At 65.5% G+C, this 17,871-nt stretch carries 13 protein-coding genes and 1 pseudogene; 7 read left to right on the forward strand and 7 right to left on the reverse strand.

Annotated elements, in window-relative coordinates:
• Nucleotides 1-213: 213 nt before the first annotated feature.
• From recC to recD, 3 genes are read left to right on the forward strand one after another with little or no spacing between them, the layout of a single operon-like run.
• Entirely contained in the window at nt 214-3,588 is a 3,375-nt protein-coding gene (gene recC, locus A6V37_RS30185) for an exodeoxyribonuclease V subunit gamma (RefSeq protein WP_064286639.1), read from the forward strand.
• Complete coding sequence (recB, locus tag A6V37_RS30190; protein WP_064286641.1) at nt 3,585-7,277, forward strand: exodeoxyribonuclease V subunit beta; 3,693 nt, start codon at nt 3,585-3,587, stop codon at nt 7,275-7,277. The genes recC and recB overlap by 4 nt, the downstream gene beginning before the upstream one ends.
• Entirely contained in the window at nt 7,274-9,364 is a 2,091-nt protein-coding gene (gene recD, locus A6V37_RS30195; protein WP_064269672.1) for an exodeoxyribonuclease V subunit alpha, read from the forward strand. The genes recB and recD overlap by 4 nt, the downstream gene beginning before the upstream one ends.
• 106 nt (nt 9,365-9,470) lie before the next feature.
• Here the strand turns inward: recD and A6V37_RS30200 are convergent, their stop codons facing one another.
• Nucleotides 9,471-10,112: a VC0807 family protein gene (locus A6V37_RS30200; RefSeq protein WP_064269673.1), complete on the reverse strand. Its 642-nt coding sequence runs from the start codon at nt 10,110-10,112 to the stop codon at nt 9,471-9,473.
• Nucleotides 10,113-10,265: 153 nt separating this feature from the next.
• Between A6V37_RS30200 and arfB the strand changes: the two genes are divergently transcribed.
• Nucleotides 10,266-10,670, forward strand: a complete 405-nt coding sequence (gene arfB, locus A6V37_RS30205; protein ID WP_064269674.1) for an alternative ribosome rescue aminoacyl-tRNA hydrolase ArfB — start codon at nt 10,266-10,268, stop codon at nt 10,668-10,670.
• Nucleotides 10,671-10,680: 10 nt separating this feature from the next.
• Here the strand turns inward: arfB and A6V37_RS30210 are convergent, their stop codons facing one another.
• Nucleotides 10,681-12,000, reverse strand: coding sequence for a sensor domain-containing phosphodiesterase (locus tag A6V37_RS30210; RefSeq protein WP_242665860.1), 1,320 nt, complete (start codon nt 11,998-12,000; stop codon nt 10,681-10,683).
• A 545-nt stretch (nt 12,001-12,545) separates the two neighbouring features.
• On the opposite strand from A6V37_RS30210, the gene A6V37_RS30215 reads away from it, so the two are divergent.
• Entirely contained in the window at nt 12,546-12,836 is a 291-nt protein-coding gene (locus A6V37_RS30215) for a putative quinol monooxygenase (protein ID WP_064269675.1), read from the forward strand.
• 87 nt (nt 12,837-12,923) lie between these two features.
• On the opposite strand, the gene A6V37_RS30220 is transcribed toward A6V37_RS30215, so the two are convergent.
• The 3 genes from A6V37_RS30220 to A6V37_RS30230 all read right to left on the reverse strand — a co-directional run bounded on the left by A6V37_RS30220 (nt 12,924) and on the right by A6V37_RS30230 (nt 14,642).
• A complete protein-coding gene (locus A6V37_RS30220) occupies nt 12,924-13,181 on the reverse strand; it encodes a hypothetical protein (protein WP_007182306.1) in 258 nt (85 codons plus the stop codon).
• 249 nt (nt 13,182-13,430) lie between these two features.
• Complete coding sequence (locus A6V37_RS30225; protein WP_064269676.1) at nt 13,431-13,673, reverse strand: hypothetical protein; 243 nt, start codon at nt 13,671-13,673, stop codon at nt 13,431-13,433.
• A 249-nt stretch (nt 13,674-13,922) separates the two neighbouring features.
• Entirely contained in the window at nt 13,923-14,642 is a 720-nt protein-coding gene (locus A6V37_RS30230) for a YdcF family protein (RefSeq protein WP_242665861.1), read from the reverse strand.
• 266 nt (nt 14,643-14,908) lie between these two features.
• Between A6V37_RS30230 and A6V37_RS30235 the strand changes: the two genes are divergently transcribed.
• The gene (locus tag A6V37_RS30235) at nt 14,909-15,226 is read left to right on the forward strand and encodes a hypothetical protein (RefSeq protein WP_064269677.1); all 318 of its coding nucleotides are present in this window, start codon (nt 14,909-14,911) and stop codon (nt 15,224-15,226) included.
• A gap of 326 nt (nt 15,227-15,552) precedes the next feature.
• Here A6V37_RS30235 and A6V37_RS30240 read toward each other — a convergent pair whose 3' ends face one another.
• Nucleotides 15,553-15,807 (reverse strand): hypothetical protein, encoded by a 255-nt coding sequence (locus A6V37_RS30240; protein ID WP_064269678.1) that lies wholly within the window; start codon nt 15,805-15,807, stop codon nt 15,553-15,555.
• 293 nt (nt 15,808-16,100) lie between these two features.
• Nucleotides 16,101-16,496: pseudogene (locus A6V37_RS30245) on the reverse strand (transposase); the annotation flags it as partial.
• A 409-nt stretch (nt 16,497-16,905) separates the two neighbouring features.
• Between A6V37_RS30245 and A6V37_RS30250 the strand changes: the two are divergent.
• Nucleotides 16,906-17,808 carry a LysR family transcriptional regulator gene (locus A6V37_RS30250; protein WP_064269679.1) on the forward strand — a complete coding sequence of 301 codons (903 nt, stop codon included), beginning with the start codon at nt 16,906-16,908 and terminating at the stop codon, nt 17,806-17,808.
• The last annotated feature ends 63 nt before the right edge of the window (nt 17,809-17,871 follow it).

The following is a 17,871-nucleotide window of genomic DNA, read 5'->3' on the forward strand; positions in this document are numbered from 1 at the left end:
ACTGCCTGGATTCCATTTGCTGAGAAAACCGCGGTTGAAGGGGCAAGCCCAGGGGCCGGCCCAAACTGCCGTCGAGTCTAACTGATTTTGCGGACGATCTGACCTCGTCCGTTCGGCCAGGTTCTGCCCTGGGAGCGCGTTTGTTATGCTGTCGCTTCACTGTCTGTCGCGGCTCCGGCGTTCGCCTGGCGTCGCGCGCAAGCCCCAGGATCCATGCTCCAGCTCTTCTACTCGAACCGCTACGAAACGCTTGTCGGCGCGCTGCTCGACAATATGGCGCAAGCGCCGTCCGACCCCTGGAGCGCGCAGCCCGTGATCGTCCCGAGCGCGGCGGTGCGGCGCCGGCTCGAGCTCGATATCGCCGCGCGCCAGGGCATCTGCGCGAATGTCAATTTTGGTTATCTCGCGCAATGGCTGTGGGCGCAGATTGGCGGTGTGATCGAGGTGCCGAAGCATTCGCCGTTCGCGCCGGACCGGCTCGTGTGGCGCTGCTACCGGCTGCTGGGCGAGACGGATGAGGCGCTGCCCTGGAATGCGTCGCCGCGCCTGCGCACGTATCTCGACGCCGCGGACGAATCCATGCGCTACGAACTGGCGCGGCGCGTGGCCACCGTGCTCGACCACTACCTGACCTATCGCCCGGAATGGCTGCTGCAATGGCAGAAGGGCGGTTCGATTTTCGCGAGCGGCGCTGCGCAGGACACTGGCCCGCGGCTGGTCGGCGCGAGCGAAGCGGCGCGTGAGGACGAACGCTGGCAGGCGGCATTGTGGCGCGCCGTGCTGGTGGAACTGGCGGGTGATGCACGAAACCCCGCAGCCGCGTTGCCGCCCGCTTATCGTTTTCTGGATGAAATCGGCACGCTCGATCTCGAAGCGATCTCGAACGCGCAGTGGCCTGAAGCCGTCAGCGTGTTCGCGCTGCCGACCATGCCGCCGTTGCACGTCGCGCTGCTGCGCGCGCTCTCGCGCTGGGTCGACGTGCGCCTGTATGTGATGAACCCGTGCCGCGAGTTCTGGTTCGACGTCGTGAGCGAAGGGCGCGTCGAGGCGCTCGACGCTGCCGGGCAACTCGACTATCAGGAAGTCGGCCATCCACTGCTCGCGGAATGGGGACGCCAGACGCAGGCGCAGTTGCATATGCTGCATGAACTGACCGAGAGTGCGGCCTCCGGTGAAACCGGTGAGTTCACCGAGAATCCCGAATCGAGCTGGCTGGCGGCCGTGCAGAACGGCATTCTCGATCTGCGCGCGGAAACCGATGCCGGCGAAGTGCCGCTCGAGAGTGGCATTGAAGTCCATGTCTGTCACAGTCTGTCGCGGCAGCTCGAAGTGCTGCACGATCGCCTGCTCGGCTGGTTCGACGAGTTCGACGATCTTCAGCCGTCCGACGTGCTGGTTGCCGTATCCGATCTCTCGGCGGCCGGCCCGTTGATCGATGCCGTGTTCGGCACCACGCCGCAGGGCGATACGCGTCGCATTCCGTACCGGATCACAGGTTTGCCGCCGTCGCAGGCCAATCCGGTTGCGCGTGTGCTGCTGGACTGGCTCGCCTTGCCCGAGCGCAGCGTGGGCGCGCCGGAGCTGATCGAATGGCTGCGCGTCGACGCCATTGCGGTGCGCTACGGGATCGACGCCACCTCGCTCGAAGCCGCGCAGGAATGGCTGGCGGCAGCCGGCGCGCGGCGCGGGCTCGCGCCGGTTGAGCCGGTGGGCGAACACGTTCCGATCGCGCGTCACACGTTCGCGGATGCGCTCACCCGCCTGTACCTCGGCTACGCGATGCCGGACGGCGGCGAGCCGGTCGATGCGTGGCTGCCGGTAGAAGGCGCGGGCGGCTCGGACGCGCAATTGCTCGGCCGTTTGTCGCGTTTCGTTGACGACATCGACACCTTTGCCGCGCAGTGCGCGATAGAACAAACCCCCGCCGAATGGACCCAATTGCTGCTCGACACGCTCGCGCAATGTTTCGACGGCGGTGTCGAGTTCGCCGAATCGCTCGCCACCGTGCGCGACGCGATCGACAAGATGGGCGACGCCATGCAAGCCGGCGCGCAAGAGGTGGCGCTGCCCGCCGCCGTGGTGCGCGGCGCGCTCACTGAAGCACTCGACGACCCGGCGCGCGGCGGCGTGCCGTGGGGCAGTGTGACGTTCTCGTCGCTGACCAGCTTGCGCGGCTTGCCGTATCGCATCGTCTGCCTGCTCGGCATGGACGACGGCGTCTTGCCGAGTCTCGCGCGTGCCGACGAGTTCGATCTGATGGCCGCGTTCGGCAAAGCCGGCGACCGGCAACGCCGCGACGACGAGCGCAATCTGTTCCTCGATCTGCTGCTGGCGGCGCGCGAGCGTTTCTTCATCGCGTATACGGGTCGCAGTATTCGCGACAACGCGCCGTTGCCGCCGGCCGCGCTGGTCGACGAATTGCTCGACCATCTCGCCCAGGTGTCGGCGGGCGAAGACGCTACGCCGGCTGAAATCGAACGCGCACGGCATGCGTTCATCGTCGATCATCCGCTGCAGGCGTTCGCGCCGGACTATTTCACGCCGCAACCCGAATTATTCAGCTACGACGCCGATCGCGCCGAACTCGCCACGTTGCTGGCGGCCCCAACGCATGCTGCTGCCGCCCCGTTCTTCGAGCAGCCATTGCCGCCTGAAGACGCTGAGCCGGTTGCTTTCGACGATTTCGTGCGTTTCTGGCGGCACCCGGCACGCTCGCTGTTGCGCGACCGGCTGGGTATCGTCCTCGCGGACGCGCAGGGTGAATTGCTCGACACCGAGCCGTTCGAACTGGACTACGCCGGCCGCGATGCCCTCGCGGAGCGCCTGTTGCCGGTGCTGCTCGACGTCGACCTGGAAGAGGACGTCATGGTCGAACGGGTACGCCGGGTTGCCGCAGCGAGCCCGGAGTTGCCGGGCGGCGCGACCGGCGCCGTGTGGCGCAGCCGGGAGCTCGGCGCGTTGGAGCAACTCGCCGGGCGCGTGCGCCGCGAGCTGGCCGCGGGTGTCGAACGTTTGCCGTTCGCGCTCGATATCGCGCCGCGCTGGCCCGAGGGCGCCGATATGGCCGGCGCGCTGTTCGGCCCGCACGACACGCTGCTGCGCGAGGCAGCCGAAACACCGCTGCAATTGCAGGGCAATCTGAACTTGCTCACCGACACAGGACAAGTGATTTTCCGCTACGCCAAACCCACCGCGCGCGACTATCTGTCCGCGTGGCTTGCGCATCTCGTGTATTGCGCCGCCCGGCCGAACGGCCCGCGCCGCACCGTCTGGCATGGCAGCGGCGAGAGCTTCGAGCTCACGCCGGTTGCCGCGCCGCTTGAAGAACTGGCGCCCCTTGCCGCGTTGTTCAAGGCGGGGCGCCGGCTGCCGCTGCGTTTTTTCCCGAAGAGTGCGTGGAGCAAAGTCAGCGAAAGCGATTCGGCCGCCCAGGGTGTCTGGATCAACGACCGCGTGCGCGGCGAGTCCGACGACCCGGCATTGCGCATCGCACTGCGCGGCACACCGCTCACGCTCGACGAACCGTTCGGCAGCCTCGCCGCGATCGTGTTCAAGCCGCTTATCCAGCATCTGCGGAGCGCATCATGAGCGGCGCCATGCACCATGAAGCGTTAGTCGCCGAAGAGCTCGACGTCTTTGCCTGTTCGCTCGACGGCGTCAATCAGATCGAGGCGTCGGCGGGCACCGGCAAGACGTGGAACATCTGCGCGTTGTACGTGCGGTTGCTGCTCGAAAAGAACCTGAACGCGGATCAGATTCTCGTCGTCACGTTCACGAAGGCAGCGACCGCGGAATTGCACGAGCGCATTCGTGGCCGTCTCGCGGAATTGCATCGTGCCATCGAGATGGACGACGACAGCGGCGATCCGTTCATCCGCCGTCTCTTCGAAACGACGTTGGCACCGGAGCGCGGCATCGAACGCGAGGCCGCCTTGAAGGTCGTGCGGCGAGCGTTGCGCACTTTCGACCAGGCGGCGATTCACACGATCCACGCATTCTGTCAGCGCGCGCTGCAGGAGGCGCCGTTCGCCGCGGCCATGCCCTTCGCCTTCGAGATGGAAGCCGACGACGCGGCCTTGCGCTTCGAATTGGCGTCTGATTTCTGGCGTGAGCAGGTGGAACCGGTGGCGCATGCGCATCCCGCCTTCGCCGCATGGCTGGTGGCGAAGCGCGCCGGTCCCGCTTCGCTCGACGAACAACTGGCGCGCCGCCTGAAAAAACCGTTGGCGCAATTGCGCTGGGGCAAGGTCGATACAACGGGAAATGGCGCCGATCCGCAAGCCGGTTTCGAGGGCGCCCGCGACCTCTGGCATGCGGAGCGCGAAGCGATTACCGGTTTGCTGGCTCAGGCGCAGGAGCGTCTAAGCCGGACCTCGCACAAGCCCGAACAGGTGAGTGCCGCAGTCGCCGCATGGACCGAGTACTTCGCGCAGGGCGATTGCCACGCGCCGCCGCCGAAGGCCGCTTTGAAGCTGACGGTGTCGGCGTTGAAGAAGGCCACCAAGGTCAAGTTCGAACCGCCCGAGCATCCGTTCTTTGAATCCGCTGAAGCGCTCGCCGCCGCCGTGGTGGCAGCCGAAGCCGCACAAGGCGCGCGCTGGCTCTCGCTCGTGCAGCAGTGGCTCGACTACGCACCCGCCGAACTGGTGGCGCGCAAACGCACGCGCCGGGTGGTGTCGTTCGACGATCTGCTATCCAACCTGTACCGTGCGCTCGCCGCGCATCCGTGGCTTGCCGAAGCGTTGCGCGCGCGTTATCCGGCTGCGCTGATCGACGAGTTTCAGGACACCGATCCGCTGCAGTTCGCGATTTTCAACCGCATCTTCGCGCCCGCGGGTCCGCTGTTTCTGGTCGGCGACCCGAAGCAGGCGATCTACAGTTTTCGCGCGGCGGATCTGCATACCTATCTGGCCGCGCGCGCGTCGGCGTCCGCGCGCTACACGCTGGCGGTCAACCAGCGCTCGACCGCGCCGATCGTCGAGGCGTGCAACCGGTTCTTCGAAGCCAATCGCCAGGCGTTCGTGCTGGACGGCCTCGACTATCAACCGGTGCGTGCGGGCGAACGGCGGCGGCCGCCTTTCTCGGACCCGGACACGAGCGCCGGCGACTTCCGTATCTGGACCTTGCCGCAAGGCGACGCTGTGTTGACCAAACGCGAGGCTCAGCGCGAAGCGAGCGAAGCGTGCGCCGCCGAGATCGTGCGGTTGTTGCGCGGCGCGCGCGAAGGTTCTGTGACGATCGGCGACGAGCCGCTCGCGCCCGGCAACATCGCGGTGCTGGTGCAAACGCATAAGCAGGGCAGTCTGATCAAACGGGTGCTGGCGGCCTGGGGTGTCGGCAGCGTGGAGTTGGCGCAGGCCTCGGTGTTCGCGACGCTCGACGCCGAGCAGATCGAACGCGTGCTGGCCGCTGTCGACACGCCCGGTGATCTGCGCCGTCTGCGCGCCGCGTTGGCAACCGACTGGCTGGGGCTGGACGCCGCCGCATTATGGCGTCTCGAAGAGGCCGCCGACGCGCCATCGGCTGCCGGCGATCCGGCTCACGCAGCGGACGCGATGGGCTGGGTCGAACGTTTTTCGCGCTACCGCACGCTGTGGCATGAACGCGGCTTCGCGGTGATGTGGCGTACGCTGATGCGCGAGCTGCGCGTCGCGCAACGTCTGGTTGCCGGCGTGGACGGCGAGCGCCGCCTGACCAACGTGAACCATCTGGCGGAACTGGTGCAGGCACGCGCCGCGACGCAGCCTGGTATCGCGCCAACTTTGCGCTGGCTCGCCGCGCAACGCGAACAAGGCGGTGGCGAAGACGCGCAGTTGCGGCTCGAGTCGGATCGCAATCTCGTGCAGATCGTCACGGTCCATAAATCGAAAGGGCTCGAATACGCGGTGGTGTTCTGTCCGTTCCTGAACGACGGCGCGTTGCGCGAGCCGCCGTCCTCAGGCTTGCCCGATGCGCGCGAGTATCACGACGCCACGGGCGATGCCGTCTTGCACTACGGTTGCGATGACGACGAGGCCGAGCGCGCATCGCGTTACGCCGTTCGAGAACAGGCGGCCGAGAGGGCGCGGCTCGTCTACGTGGCGCTCACGCGCGCGGTGTACCGCTGCTATCTGGTTGCGGGCACGTATCAGTCGTCGCGATCCACGAAGGAGTCGCGCCGTAGCGTGCTGAATTGGCTGGTAGGCGGCGAGGGCCACGATTTCGACGACTGGCTCGCCGAGCCGCCCGACGAAGCCGCGTTGTCGGCACGCTGGCACGCGCTGGCGGGCGGGCCGGTCACGTTGCAGGCGTTGCCGCGCGCGGAGCGTGGCGTGCCGCTGGAGAGCCTTCAGGACAGCGGCGCGCGCATGCAGGCGCGCGTGAATCGCCGGCCGTTGCGCGATCAGTGGCGCATGGCGAGCTTCAGCGGGCTGATTGCCGCCGGCAACAAAGCCGGTGAGGTGCACGTACCGGTGGAAGAAGTGCGCCCCGATCATGACGAGCTTGCCGATGCACTCGCGGCCACGCCGCTGCCCATTGCGCAACCGCCGTCCTATGCGGAAGACGACATTCTCGCGTTTCCGCGCGGCGCGGCGGCGGGCGATTGCCTGCATCGCATGTTCGAGCTCGCGGACTTTACTGATCGCTCTACGTGGCCGGAGGCGATCCGTGGCGCGTTGCGCGAGCGGCCGGCACCGGCTGTGCCGGAACTCGCGGCCCGTTTGCCCGCGATGATGCACAACCTTCTGAGGGACGTCGTTGCCGCGGAGTTGCAGCCCGGCATGGCGCTCGCGAATCTGAATCCGCGCCGGCGTCTTAACGAACTCGAGTTTCTGTTCGCTGCGCCGTCGCTCGATTTCCCCGCGTTGCGCGAGTTGCTGATCGAACACGGATATCCCGATGTCGCACTGGAACCTGGTGTGCTGCGCGGTTTCGTCAAAGGATTTATCGACATGATTGTCGAGCACGACGGACGTTTCTGGATCGTCGACTGGAAATCGAACCACCTCGGCGACACCGCGGCCGACTACGCCGCCGCGCCGCTCGAAGCGGCCATGGCGAGCCATGCGTATCACCTGCAGGCGCTGCTTTATACGGTCGCGCTGCATCGTTATCTGAAAACGCGGGTGCGCGACTATTCGTACGACACGCACATTGGAGGCTATCTGTATCTGTTCGTGCGCGGCGTGCGTCCGCAGTGGCGCGATGCCGACGGGCCCGCGGGCGTGCATAGGCGGCGGCCCGCATTCGAACTCGTGGCGTTGCTCGATGCGGCCATGATTGGAGGTGCCGCATGAGCACCTTCGATCAGACGGCGTCGGGGCCGCTGGAACTCGACGATATCGGCGTGAATCTGCCCGCGCCGGCCGATTTCAGCACTGCGCTCGCCGAAGGTTTTGCGCGCCGCATCGGCGAGCTGGCCCGACGTGGCGGCGCATCGCCCGAGGCGGTCAGGTGGGCCGCGCGAGGCGCGTTCGCCGCGAGTCGTGCGACCGGCGAGGGGCACGTGTGTGTGCCGTTGGGCGAGCTCGCGAGCCGCTTCGACTCATCGCACGCCGAAGTGCGCGCGGCGCTGTTCGCGAGCGGGATGGCGAGCGATGGTGCGCGAGGCGCGTCGGCGTTGCGGCCGCTCGTGGTCGACGCGCAAGGGCGCTTGTATCTGGCGCGCTATTACGACTACGAGCGGCGCTTTGCCCGCGCGCTGGTGGCGCATGCGGGGATGGGCGCCGGGCGTGGCGAGGAGGCATCGGCTGGAGCACACGAAGTTGATGCGGCGGGTTCGGGCGAGGCGCTGCGCTCGGGTTCGGGCGCAGGGGCGGCTGAAGGCGAAAGCGAACGCGAACGCGCCCAGGCGTTGCATGCACGTCTGCTGCGCTACTTTGGCCCGCCGAAGGACGACGAAGTCGATTGGCAGCGGGTCGCGGCGGTCATGGCTTTATCAGGGCAACTGACTATCGTCAGCGGCGGACCCGGCACCGGCAAGACCACCACCGTGGTCGGTGTGCTTGCCTGCCTGCTCGATGCGCGCGCCGACTTGCGGATCGCACTCGCGGCGCCCACCGGCAAGGCGGCGCAGCGCATGCAGGAAGCCTTGCTCGCGCGTGCCGGGGCCTTGCCGCCGGAACTCGCCGCGCGTTTGCCGCAGACGTCCTACACCTTGCACCGTCTGCTCGGCTCCGGGCCGGGAGGGCGCTTCCGGCATCATCGCGACAATCCGTTGCCTTACGACGTCATCGTGATCGACGAGGCGTCGATGATCGACGTCGCCATGGCGGCGCACCTGCTCGATGCCATCGCGCCGCACACACGTCTCGTGATGCTCGGCGACAAGGACCAACTCGCCGCCGTCGAGGCCGGCGCGGTGTTTGCCGAACTAAGCGCGCAGCCGGCTATGACGCCAGGTGGCGTTCAACGAATCGCGCAGGCGCTCGGCATCGATGCGACGCGGCTCGCGCAGGCATTGCCGGGCGGGTCGCCGGGTGCTGGCGACGAACCTGCCGACCTGTTCGACGAACCCGATGCGCCGGGCGCTTACGAAGCACCACGTTCGCATAACCCACTTGCCGACTGCGTCGTGTGGCTCGAGCGCAATTACCGGTTCGGCCTGGAATCGCCGATTGGCCGCCTGTCGCTTGCGATTCGCAATGGCTCGGCGAGCGCGGCGCTCGAAGTGCTGCGGATCGACCCTGCCGAAGCCTGCGCAGCGGCGCTGCATGAAGACTCGCACGCGACGCTGGCTGAGCGCACCGTCGCGCGGCTTGCCACCGGCTTCGCCTCCTATGCCGACGCGCTCGCCGCAGCCCTCGCATCTGAAACGCCGGACCCGGTGCCGCTATTCGACGCGCTGAATCGTTTCCGCGTGCTGTGTGCGACCCGTTCAGGGCCGCGCGGCGTCGATCAGGTGAATACGGCGATGGCGGCGCAGGTGCGGCGCTCGGCGGGAGTGACGCTGGCCGTGGGCGCGCAGTGGTTCGCCGGGCGCCCGGTCATGGTGACGCGCAACGATTACGCGCTCGGGCTTTTCAACGGCGACATCGGCATTGCCCTGCCGGGCGCGGGCGGCGCGCTGCGCGTGTATTTTCGAACCGGCGACGGCAGTTTGCGCGCCGTCTCGCCGGCGGCGCTTCCGCCGCACGACACCGCGTTCGCCCTGACGGTTCACAAGTCACAGGGTTCGGAGTTCGAGCACGCGGTGCTGATGTTGCCATCCGTATTCAGCCGGGTGTTGTCGCGCGAACTCGTTTATACGGCGATTACGCGCGCGCGTGAACGGGTGGACGTGATTGGCGCGCGCGCGGTGTTGGCGCAGGCGATTGCCACGCCGACGCAGCGTGATTCGGGCCTCGCCGCGCGGATTGCGGAAGCGGGGCGCGGCGTGGGGTAGGGGGCCCACGGTGTGTGACGGTGTGCCGATGGTGCGGGACGGTGTGCTGACCGGTAAGGGGCGCACGTGCGGCGCTTTCGCGCGATGTCCGCGCCCCCCGAATTACTCACCCGGCAATCCCGTCCGTCGGCATCCGCGTCTCGGCCCGGCTGCGCATGCTCTTGCGGTACCACAGCGTCCATAGCATCAGTCCGCCATAGATGGCGTAGCCGATGAACGGCGAGACCACGAGGAAGCGCTCGATCGGCCAGGTGAGCGCCATCCACGCGCGCAGCGCCGTTTCGCCAGTCAGGCCAACGCCCCACACGAGCGTCATGAATCGCAAGGCGGGCCCGAGCGTGGGGCGTTCCTGCCACAGCGCTTCGAAGCGCGCGGCGCCACCTTCCATTTCGCGGGCGACGCTGGCGCGCGCAAGGTAGAAAATCAGCGGGCGGCGCATCGGCAAGGACAGCAGAAACGCCACGCCGATCATGCCGGACACAAGCGACTCCCGTAACAGCAGCATGCGGGGACTGCCACCCAGCGCCATGGCCGCAATCGACAGCACGATCCCGGCCACCACCATCATGCTCAGCGCGTCAACGCGCCGGAAGCGGGCGAGTTCGATCAGACTCCAGACGACCGGCGGCACGGCGGACGCGATTAACGCGCCGGTCTCGCCCAGATGCGGCAGTGCAAGCCGGTAGGCGAGCCACGGCAGCAGGAAATTGACGGCCAGTTCCAGCACAAAACCCGGACGGAGCTTCATATGAATTTACGCTGTAAGCGATAAACGCAGTATCGGATAACTCGCCATGCCGACGCAAATTGTTTTTCGCATCGGCAGCCGCATCCGATAGTCCGTAGCGGGCGACCGTCCGCGCGCTGTGTACACTCATGTCTTCCAGCCTGATTGCCCGCCATGACATCCCGCTATCCCATCCCGCCGAACGAAATCGAATTGACCGCAGTGCGCGCGCAAGGGGCGGGCGGCCAGAACGTCAACAAGGTCTCGAGTGCCATTCATCTGCGTTTTGACGTGCAGGCGTCGTCGCTGCCGGACGTGCTGAAGATGCGCCTGCTCGCGTTGTCCGATCACCGGCTTACGCGCGACGGCGTGGTGATCATCAAGGCGCAGGAACATCGCACTCAGGAGATGAACCGCGCGGCGGCGCTCGCGCGGCTCGACGAACTGATCGAAAGTGTCAGCGTGACGCGCAAGCCGCGCGTCGCGACCCGGCCGACGCGCGCGTCGAACCTGCGGCGCCTCGACGGCAAGGCCAAACGCAGTGAGATCAAATCCGGCCGCGGCCGGGTGGATGATTAACGAGTAGCGATTAGCGCTTGCTGCCGCGGCCGGCAGAGCGCGTATCCGCGGGCGACACACTTGGCACGAAGTCGACGCAAATCACGTGTGTGCCGTTGTGCTCGAACGCGAGGGCCGCGGTATAGCAGTCCTGGCCGTCGGCGAGCGAATAGTGCGGGCCCATCATGGCGACGCGCCCCGGCGCGGCGAGCGCATGCTTGAAATAGGCGCGCCGCGACCAGTTGCTGCGCTCGCTGGTATAGATCGGCGCGAGCCGCAGTGGAGGTGCCGGTACCGAAGCAGCGGCAACCGATGGCTCGGTCTGCTCGCCCTGCCCATCGGTGATGAACACGCGGCGCGCTTCCCGCAGATGCCACACCTTTTGCGCCGCCTGACGCAGGTCGCCGGTGGCCTTATAGGTGTCAGCGGCAGCCAGTACCGCCTCAGCGAAACCCTCGAAGCCGAGCCGCTGATGGCCGGCGCGCGCGCGTTCGTAATCGGCGAACTTGCCCCAGATCGATTCGACCAGCGCCGGCACCCTCGCGCAGGCGTCCTTCACCGAGCCCTGCGGCTGGCCGAGCCAGAAACCCTGCACGAAATCAACGTCGGCCTGCATCAGGATCATCAGTTCTTCATCGGTTTCGACGCCTTCGGCCAGCACCAGCGTGCCTGACTGGTGGAGCATCGCGATCAGATGGCTGATCATCGAATCGTCGCCCTCGTGCTTGCCGGCACGCGCCACCAGCGAACGGTCGAGCTTGACTATGTCGGGGCGGAAGCGCCACACGCGGTCGAAGTTCGAGAAGCCGGTGCCGAAGTCGTCGATCGCGATCAGAAAGTCGCGTGGCTGCGAGGCGGCGAGCATGCTGGCGACGGCGGATTCGTCGTCGGCGGGCTGCTCGAGCACCTCGATCACGATACGTTCCTGCGGCAGCCCGAAGTGCGCGGAGAGTTCGTCGATAAAGGCGCGTTGCGGCCAGCCGGTTTCGAACACCTGGGGGCGGGTATTCAGAAACAGCCAGCCGGTGCTGATGCCTTGCTCCATGAAATTCGCCACATGCAGGCAACGCGCGATGCGGTCGAGTTCGCGGGCGTCGGCGGCGGAGCGGGTACCCGAGAACAGCACGTCAGGCGACACCGGCAAGCCGACCGGATCGAAGGCGCGCAGCAGCCCTTCATAGCCAACCACGCACTGATGCGTAACCGACAGCACCGGCTGGAAGACGCTGTGCAGGGTGAGCGCGCGCCAGGTCGCGGTCCAGCCGGATTCCTCCCGGACCAGGTGCGGAAGCAGGCCGCTCAGGCTCAATTCACTGACGGTTGGCATAAAGGCGGGCATGAGTGCGGCCATGGCGACCTCGCGGCAAGCGGGTGACGGGGCGCGCAGCACGATTCAGCGCGCGGCGAAGGCATGGCCCTCACGTGTGCAGGGCGAGTCGGATACAGCCCGGGAACGCGGGGAGCAGTGCCAGCCATGCTGGACTCCGGCGAATATGTGAAACCCAGTCTAACAGTTTGCAATTCGCGTGAATGTGCGGGTAATCACAGACGCGCAGCCTTGCTGATTGCCGCGCCAGGCGCCACAGAAGGGTCGTCCGGCAGGGTGTCGCCGGCTTGCCGCATCGGTTTTTGCGCTGCTTGTGTCGCGCAAAACCGGTCGAACCGGGATCAGTCAATCAAAGGTATCAAGGCGAGGGTAGCAGGGCGGCACGCGGCCGCCCGCCAAACTCCAGGCAAGGACGGTGCTCAGACGTAATGTCGCGCGCGTGCCCGCCGGGCATTCCGCAGGGGCGGGGTGAAACGTGCGGGAGGGCGCCGGCGGTTCGTGTCCGGGTCGTCAGCACGGTTGGCGCGCGGCGGGTATGCTGCTCACTTTTCGTCAAATGGAGCCTGGACATGTCGGAAATCGCAGTGGTCGCAATCTCGGTGGCGAAGCCGGGCTATGAAGCGCAATTGCTTGAGGCGCTGGAAGGGATTGTCGGGCCGACCCGCAAGGAGCAGGGTGTGCTTCAGTACGATTTGCATCGCGACGTGCAGGAGCCGCGCCGCTTCGTGTTTGTCGAGCGTTGGGAGAGTCGGGAGGCGCTGGCGGCCCATGCGAAATCCGCCCACATCGAGGCTTATAAGCGAGCCGTGGCGGATTGGGTCGAACACGCGGAAATTCGCGTGGTGTCGAAGATCGCCTGAGCGTTCAGGCGTATCGCGAAACAGCGAGCGCGCTGCCTGGCCGCGGACGGCCGGCGCGGCGCTCGCCGTTCGATGGTTAGCGAATGATTAGTGCGTGGCTTGCGGAACGTCGAGGATCAGGATGATGGTCCAGTCGGCGTCGCCATCGTGATGATATTGGCGTTCCGCGACGATGAACGGTTGCTGCTTGCCGTCCGGGCCAAGAAACAGCACGTCGCCTTCCATCGGCAGGCACTCGACGGGCGGCAGCGCGAGAAACGCTTCCTGACCGCCGCGCGGCATCAGTTTTTCGATTTTGCGAGATGCTGCTTCAGTCCATTCGATATCAAGCTGGATGTTGCTCATGCTGTCCTCCGCACCAGGGTGCGCACGGGTTAGGGGGCCGGCCAGGCGCCGGACGGTGCGCGACTGTAGCACACCGTCAGCCAGGCGCCGCAGGTGCGCTGCGCTCGCGGGGCTCGCCTGCGTTTTGCCACCCTATTAGACAATAAAAAAGCCGAAACCGGCGGTGCCGGCTTCGGCTTTTCACCTTCGCGGCCAGGCCGCGAGGGAGTCGTGGAGAAGGCGTGGGCAATCCGCGCCAGCACCTCGTGCTTACGACGACGCTGCGTCGGCTTTAGGTGCCTTCTTGTGATGCGGGGCCGCCTTGTGATGCTTCATCGGCATGGCCGGTGCGCTTTCCATTGTCTGCTGCCGGTTTTGCAAATCTTGCGCACGCTGCTCGACGTCGGCGGCCTTGGCCGGATCAGTGCTCATCATGATGCCATTTTCTTGCGCATACGCCGCGCCCGTTAAGGCACTGAGGGAAACCAGGATCGCCAGGGACACTTTCTTCATCGCTTCCTCCGCAGAGTGGTTGTGGACCCGAGTAGTTGCCTGTCCAAACGGAAAGACAATGCATTCTAGCCAGCAATATCCGCTCCAACAGACGGTTTTGTAACTGCGATGACAATTCGTTACATCTTGTTACGTAAGCCCAACAGCCGTAAGTCGGGCCAATCGGGGTGGCAGATCACGATAACGCATTGCCGTTAAAGCATAAGTTTCGCATTTCTAAGTAAAATGACCTGCGACGCCGGGCGAATATCAGAACCATCCGATTGCGCGATATACATGAAACTGCGCGATGCCAATCAGTTCGTGGAGTGCGATCTCCGCGTTCACCAGGTTGTCATAACGCGGCAGTACACCAAGACGTGCGTGCCGCGCGTTCGAAATCATCGGCTGGGGCGCAAGGCCGAAACGATGGAAATCGAGCAACGCGCGTGGCATTTGATAGGCGGACGTGACGAGAATCAACGAATCGTAACGTGAACCCTCCAGAATGGCGGATACGTTGCGCGCGTTTTCGTAGGTCGTGCGGCTGCTATTTTCCAGCACGATGTCCGCGCGTGGCACCTGCTGCCGCAGCAAGTAGGGAAGATAGGTGTCGGCTTCAGTCGAGCTATGCCGCTGCGGATTGCCGCCGCTCACGATCACGTGGCAGGTGGCCGCCGCGCGTTTGCAGGCGGCATAGTTTTCCGCGCTCGCCGCAATGCGCGCGAGCGCGTCGCGTGGGGGCACGAGCACATCGTCGCTGTCGTAGACCGTGCCGCCGCCCAGCAGGATGATCGCCGTGCGCGGCGCGAAGGTGGCGGGCGCGTCGCTCTGCCAGCGCGGTTGCACCAGTTGCAGCAAGGGTGCGGTAAGCCAGCCGGCGGCAAGCAGCCAGAACAGGGCGAGCGTGCAGATGGCGAGGGGGCGGCGGGCGCGTTTCCACAGCACGATTGCTGCAAAAAAAAGCACTAATAAAGTGATTAGAATCAATTTAAATGCGGTAACGTATGACTTTCGGGACAAATCTACGGGCTTGCTATCGCGCCGCAGCGGTTGCATCGTCGGCCCATGGAGAGAACGGTAACATGCCGTTCAGACGGGGGTTCCGAAATTGAAACCAGGCAGCACCTGGCGGATTCCGGCAGCGCGAGGCGCAGGCCGCATCCAGCCGGGAGCGGGTGCCGGGCGCGTCACTGGTGGCGCGGTGACGTGCTGGGCATGGATGTGTCATAGCTGCACTTTAAGAAAGAAGTGAGATGACCACGTATTCCAACGAAGCGGTACTTGAAGCACTGCGGCGGGCGCAATATCGCCAGGTTCCATGGGCCAGACGGCCGGGAGTTTTCCAATATCTTCGCTCGCTGGGCCTGATGGATACCGTGCGGCAGCGCACCGTCGCGCCGGCTCCAGGTTTTCATGCACCTGTCGATATCGCCGTGCTGACGGAGCGGGGCAGAAGCGAATTCGCCCGGCTCGCCCATGACGAGCGCCTGCTCAGCTGGGCCGCACAACGAATGAACGACTACGTCGTTGCCGAAATGCGGCCCGCCGCCGCTCTCGAAGCCCGGTCCTAGCTTCTGCGGGCGAAAGGGCGCTGTTCTCCGGCCGCATGAAGCGGCTGGCGGTGAATCCATTTCTCTATTTCCGTTTGTCTGGCCACGGCACGGCAATCCGCGCCCGTGGTGGGCGCCTTGCGCGCCATTGGCTGCCGCTCGCAGCCGCCCAGGCAAAAAAAAAGCCCGTATCGCAAGGATACGGGCGTACCGGAATTACTACTGCCACGCTGTGCTAATGGCGTTAAATCAGACTGGCGCGGCGCGGCGTGGTTCCCCGATTATTCAATTTGCGCTGCATTGCCCGGCAGGCGGAAAAGGCAGGGCCGTCGCATTGGGGTGAACTGCTAGCGGCGGTGCGCTGGATCGTCATGAGGGACGTCGGGCCGTGCGCGCACGTTGCTTGCGATATCACCACGCAAATCGCCACGCGGCGCCGGCGGGGTGAATTCGTGATTTTGCGCATTGCTTTGCTGCCAGGCTTCGGTGGTGGCCGGCCGGTCAGGCCGCCAGTTCCACGCCTGTTGGCGCTGCTGGGCAAGCACCGGTGCGGCCATGAATGAAACGACAATGCCGCACAGAAGCAGTGACATTGGTTTCATGGTGAGCTCCCGTCAAGCCGATCGACTCAAGGCCTGTTTGCATACGTATAAAGTATGCCGAGTGACGAAAGCACGCTGTAAGTAATGGTAAATGGATGTTTCATCCGCAACCGGCGTGGCGCCGCCTGCACCTGAGACGGCGCAAGGACAAGCTCGGTATGACGGGAAGGGACGACTGCGACGGGCGCGCCGGACAGCGGTGCCCATAAGGGTGCGGCGAGCGTCGGCACGCAGCGACCTGGATAACTATGCCGGACGCCCGCAGGCGCCCGGAAGTAAAACAATACGCGTCAGGCCATCTTGACCGGGGCGCGCCACGATTCCGGATTGGTCCAGAATGCGCCGCGCAGGCGGTCACGGCTCGGCGGTGCGGGCGGTTTGGCTGCGGTTGCGCCAATGCGTCCGCGCAGCGAAATTTCACGGCCGCTCGTGCCGAGTCGCTTAACTATTTCGGCGAGCGTACCATCGGCCTGCCATTCGTCGAAGCGTCGACGGCAAGTCGGCGGCGACGGATAGCGGCCCGGCAGTTTGGACCAGCCTTCGCCGGTCGACAGCACCCACAGCACGGCGTTCACCACCGCGCGCGCTTCTACGCGTGGTCGACCACGACGCTCGCTCCGTGCTGGCTCCGCACAGAACAACGCCTCGACCAGTGCCCACTCGTTGTCTCTCAAATCGTCGAACAGCATCATGTTTCACCTCAGCGAAGCTAACTCCGGTGCGCTGCCCCGCGCCGCGCACTCTCCATGCACTCGATAGGCGAGTGCCAAGGGGGTCGGGCTTGTCACGGTCTGCTTTTGCAGTCAGATGTCATGGCACCGACCCTGTGTGCATGTAAATGCAGGAAGTGTGCCAAGCTGAGTCCAACTACCTGAAAGCCCCGTGACAGCGGGCCAGCGCGGGCGCTAGCTAGGGCCGTATAAGAATCCAAAAAACCCATCTCGCAAATCAGGACAATCACCAATCTTGTGCAATCAGGCCCGGCCAGCGTGCGTTTGCGCCTTTTTGCTGCGTTGCAGCGTGGTCGAGAAAACCGCATGTAGACACATGTTTCGCCCTACAATGCGCATCAAATGTCGTGATTGATGAGGTCGATTAATGAATGTGACGCTGCGTCAGCTAAGGGTTTTCATTGAGGTGGCGCGTCTACAGAGCTTCAGCCGGGCCGGCGATGAAATCGGCCTGACGCAATCGGCGGTCAGCCGTTGCGTGCGTGAACTGGAGGGCGAGATCGGCCTGAAGCTGATCGATCGCACCACGCGCGAAGTGCAGCTCACGGATGTCGGCGGCAACCTGGTGTCGAGCGTGTCGCGTTTGCTGTCGGATCTGGACGACGCCCTGCGCGAGATCCGCGAGATCGGCGAACAAAGGCGTGGGCGTGTGGTGGTGGCCGCCAGCCCGACCGTGGCCTGCCGGCTGATGCCGCGCGTGGTTGCGGCCTGTGGGCGGCAATTTCCGTATATCACCCTCGGTCTGCGCGACGACGTGCAGAGCGACGTGGTGCGCAAGGTCAAGTCGGGCGAGGTCGATTTCGGCGTGATCATTGGCCCGTTTTCCGCCGACGACCTGCTCAGCGAATCGCTGATGACCGATTCCTTCTGCGTCGTCTCGCGCGACGATCACCCGCTGGCCAAGCAGGAGCAGGTGACGTGGACCGAGCTGGAAGGGCAGCAGCTCGTCATGCTCGACTACGCGTCGGGCAGCCGCCCGATTATCGACGCGGTCATGCAGGAGTACGGCGTGAACGCCACGGTGGTGCAGGAGCTGGGGCATTCCGCGACCGTTTTTGGGCTGGTCGAGGCAGGCGTCGGTGTGAGCGTGCTGCCGTGGCTGGCTTTACCGCTGCCGGCCGGTGCCTCGCTGGTAGCCCGGCCGCTCGTGCCGCGCGCCCAGCGCACTGTCGAAGTGGTGCGGCGGCGCGACCGTTCGCTGTCGCCGGCGGCGGAGGCGGTATGGGGGCTGATCCGCCAATTGCCGGCGCGCGCGGAGGATTTGAGCTAGGTGTCGCGGCGTGCCGGGCGCGCTGTTCGGCCTCGGCGGCTTTCCCATCTCAAAACGAGGCGC

It is taken from the genome of Paraburkholderia ginsengiterrae, assembly GCF_001645125.1.
Lineage (GTDB): Bacteria > Pseudomonadota > Gammaproteobacteria > Burkholderiales > Burkholderiaceae > Paraburkholderia > Paraburkholderia ginsengiterrae.

Coding starts and splice junctions, on each gene's coding strand:
- recC (WP_064286639.1), top strand. CDS start 214: ATGCTCCAGCTCTTCTACTCGAACCGCTACGAAACGCTTGTCGGCGCG.
- recB (WP_064286641.1), top strand. CDS start 3,585: ATGAGCGGCGCCATGCACCATGAAGCGTTAGTCGCCGAAGAGCTCGAC.
- recD (WP_064269672.1), top strand. CDS start 7,274: ATGAGCACCTTCGATCAGACGGCGTCGGGGCCGCTGGAACTCGACGAT.
- A6V37_RS30200 (WP_064269673.1), bottom strand. CDS start 10,112: ATGAAGCTCCGTCCGGGTTTTGTGCTGGAACTGGCCGTCAATTTCCTG.
- arfB (WP_064269674.1), top strand. CDS start 10,266: ATGACATCCCGCTATCCCATCCCGCCGAACGAAATCGAATTGACCGCA.
- A6V37_RS30210 (WP_242665860.1), bottom strand. CDS start 12,000: ATGGCCGCACTCATGCCCGCCTTTATGCCAACCGTCAGTGAATTGAGC.
- A6V37_RS30215 (WP_064269675.1), top strand. CDS start 12,546: ATGTCGGAAATCGCAGTGGTCGCAATCTCGGTGGCGAAGCCGGGCTAT.
- A6V37_RS30220 (WP_007182306.1), bottom strand. CDS start 13,181: ATGAGCAACATCCAGCTTGATATCGAATGGACTGAAGCAGCATCTCGC.
- A6V37_RS30225 (WP_064269676.1), bottom strand. CDS start 13,673: ATGAAGAAAGTGTCCCTGGCGATCCTGGTTTCCCTCAGTGCCTTAACG.
- A6V37_RS30235 (WP_064269677.1), top strand. CDS start 14,909: ATGACCACGTATTCCAACGAAGCGGTACTTGAAGCACTGCGGCGGGCG.
- A6V37_RS30240 (WP_064269678.1), bottom strand. CDS start 15,807: ATGAAACCAATGTCACTGCTTCTGTGCGGCATTGTCGTTTCATTCATG.
- A6V37_RS30250 (WP_064269679.1), top strand. CDS start 16,906: ATGAATGTGACGCTGCGTCAGCTAAGGGTTTTCATTGAGGTGGCGCGT.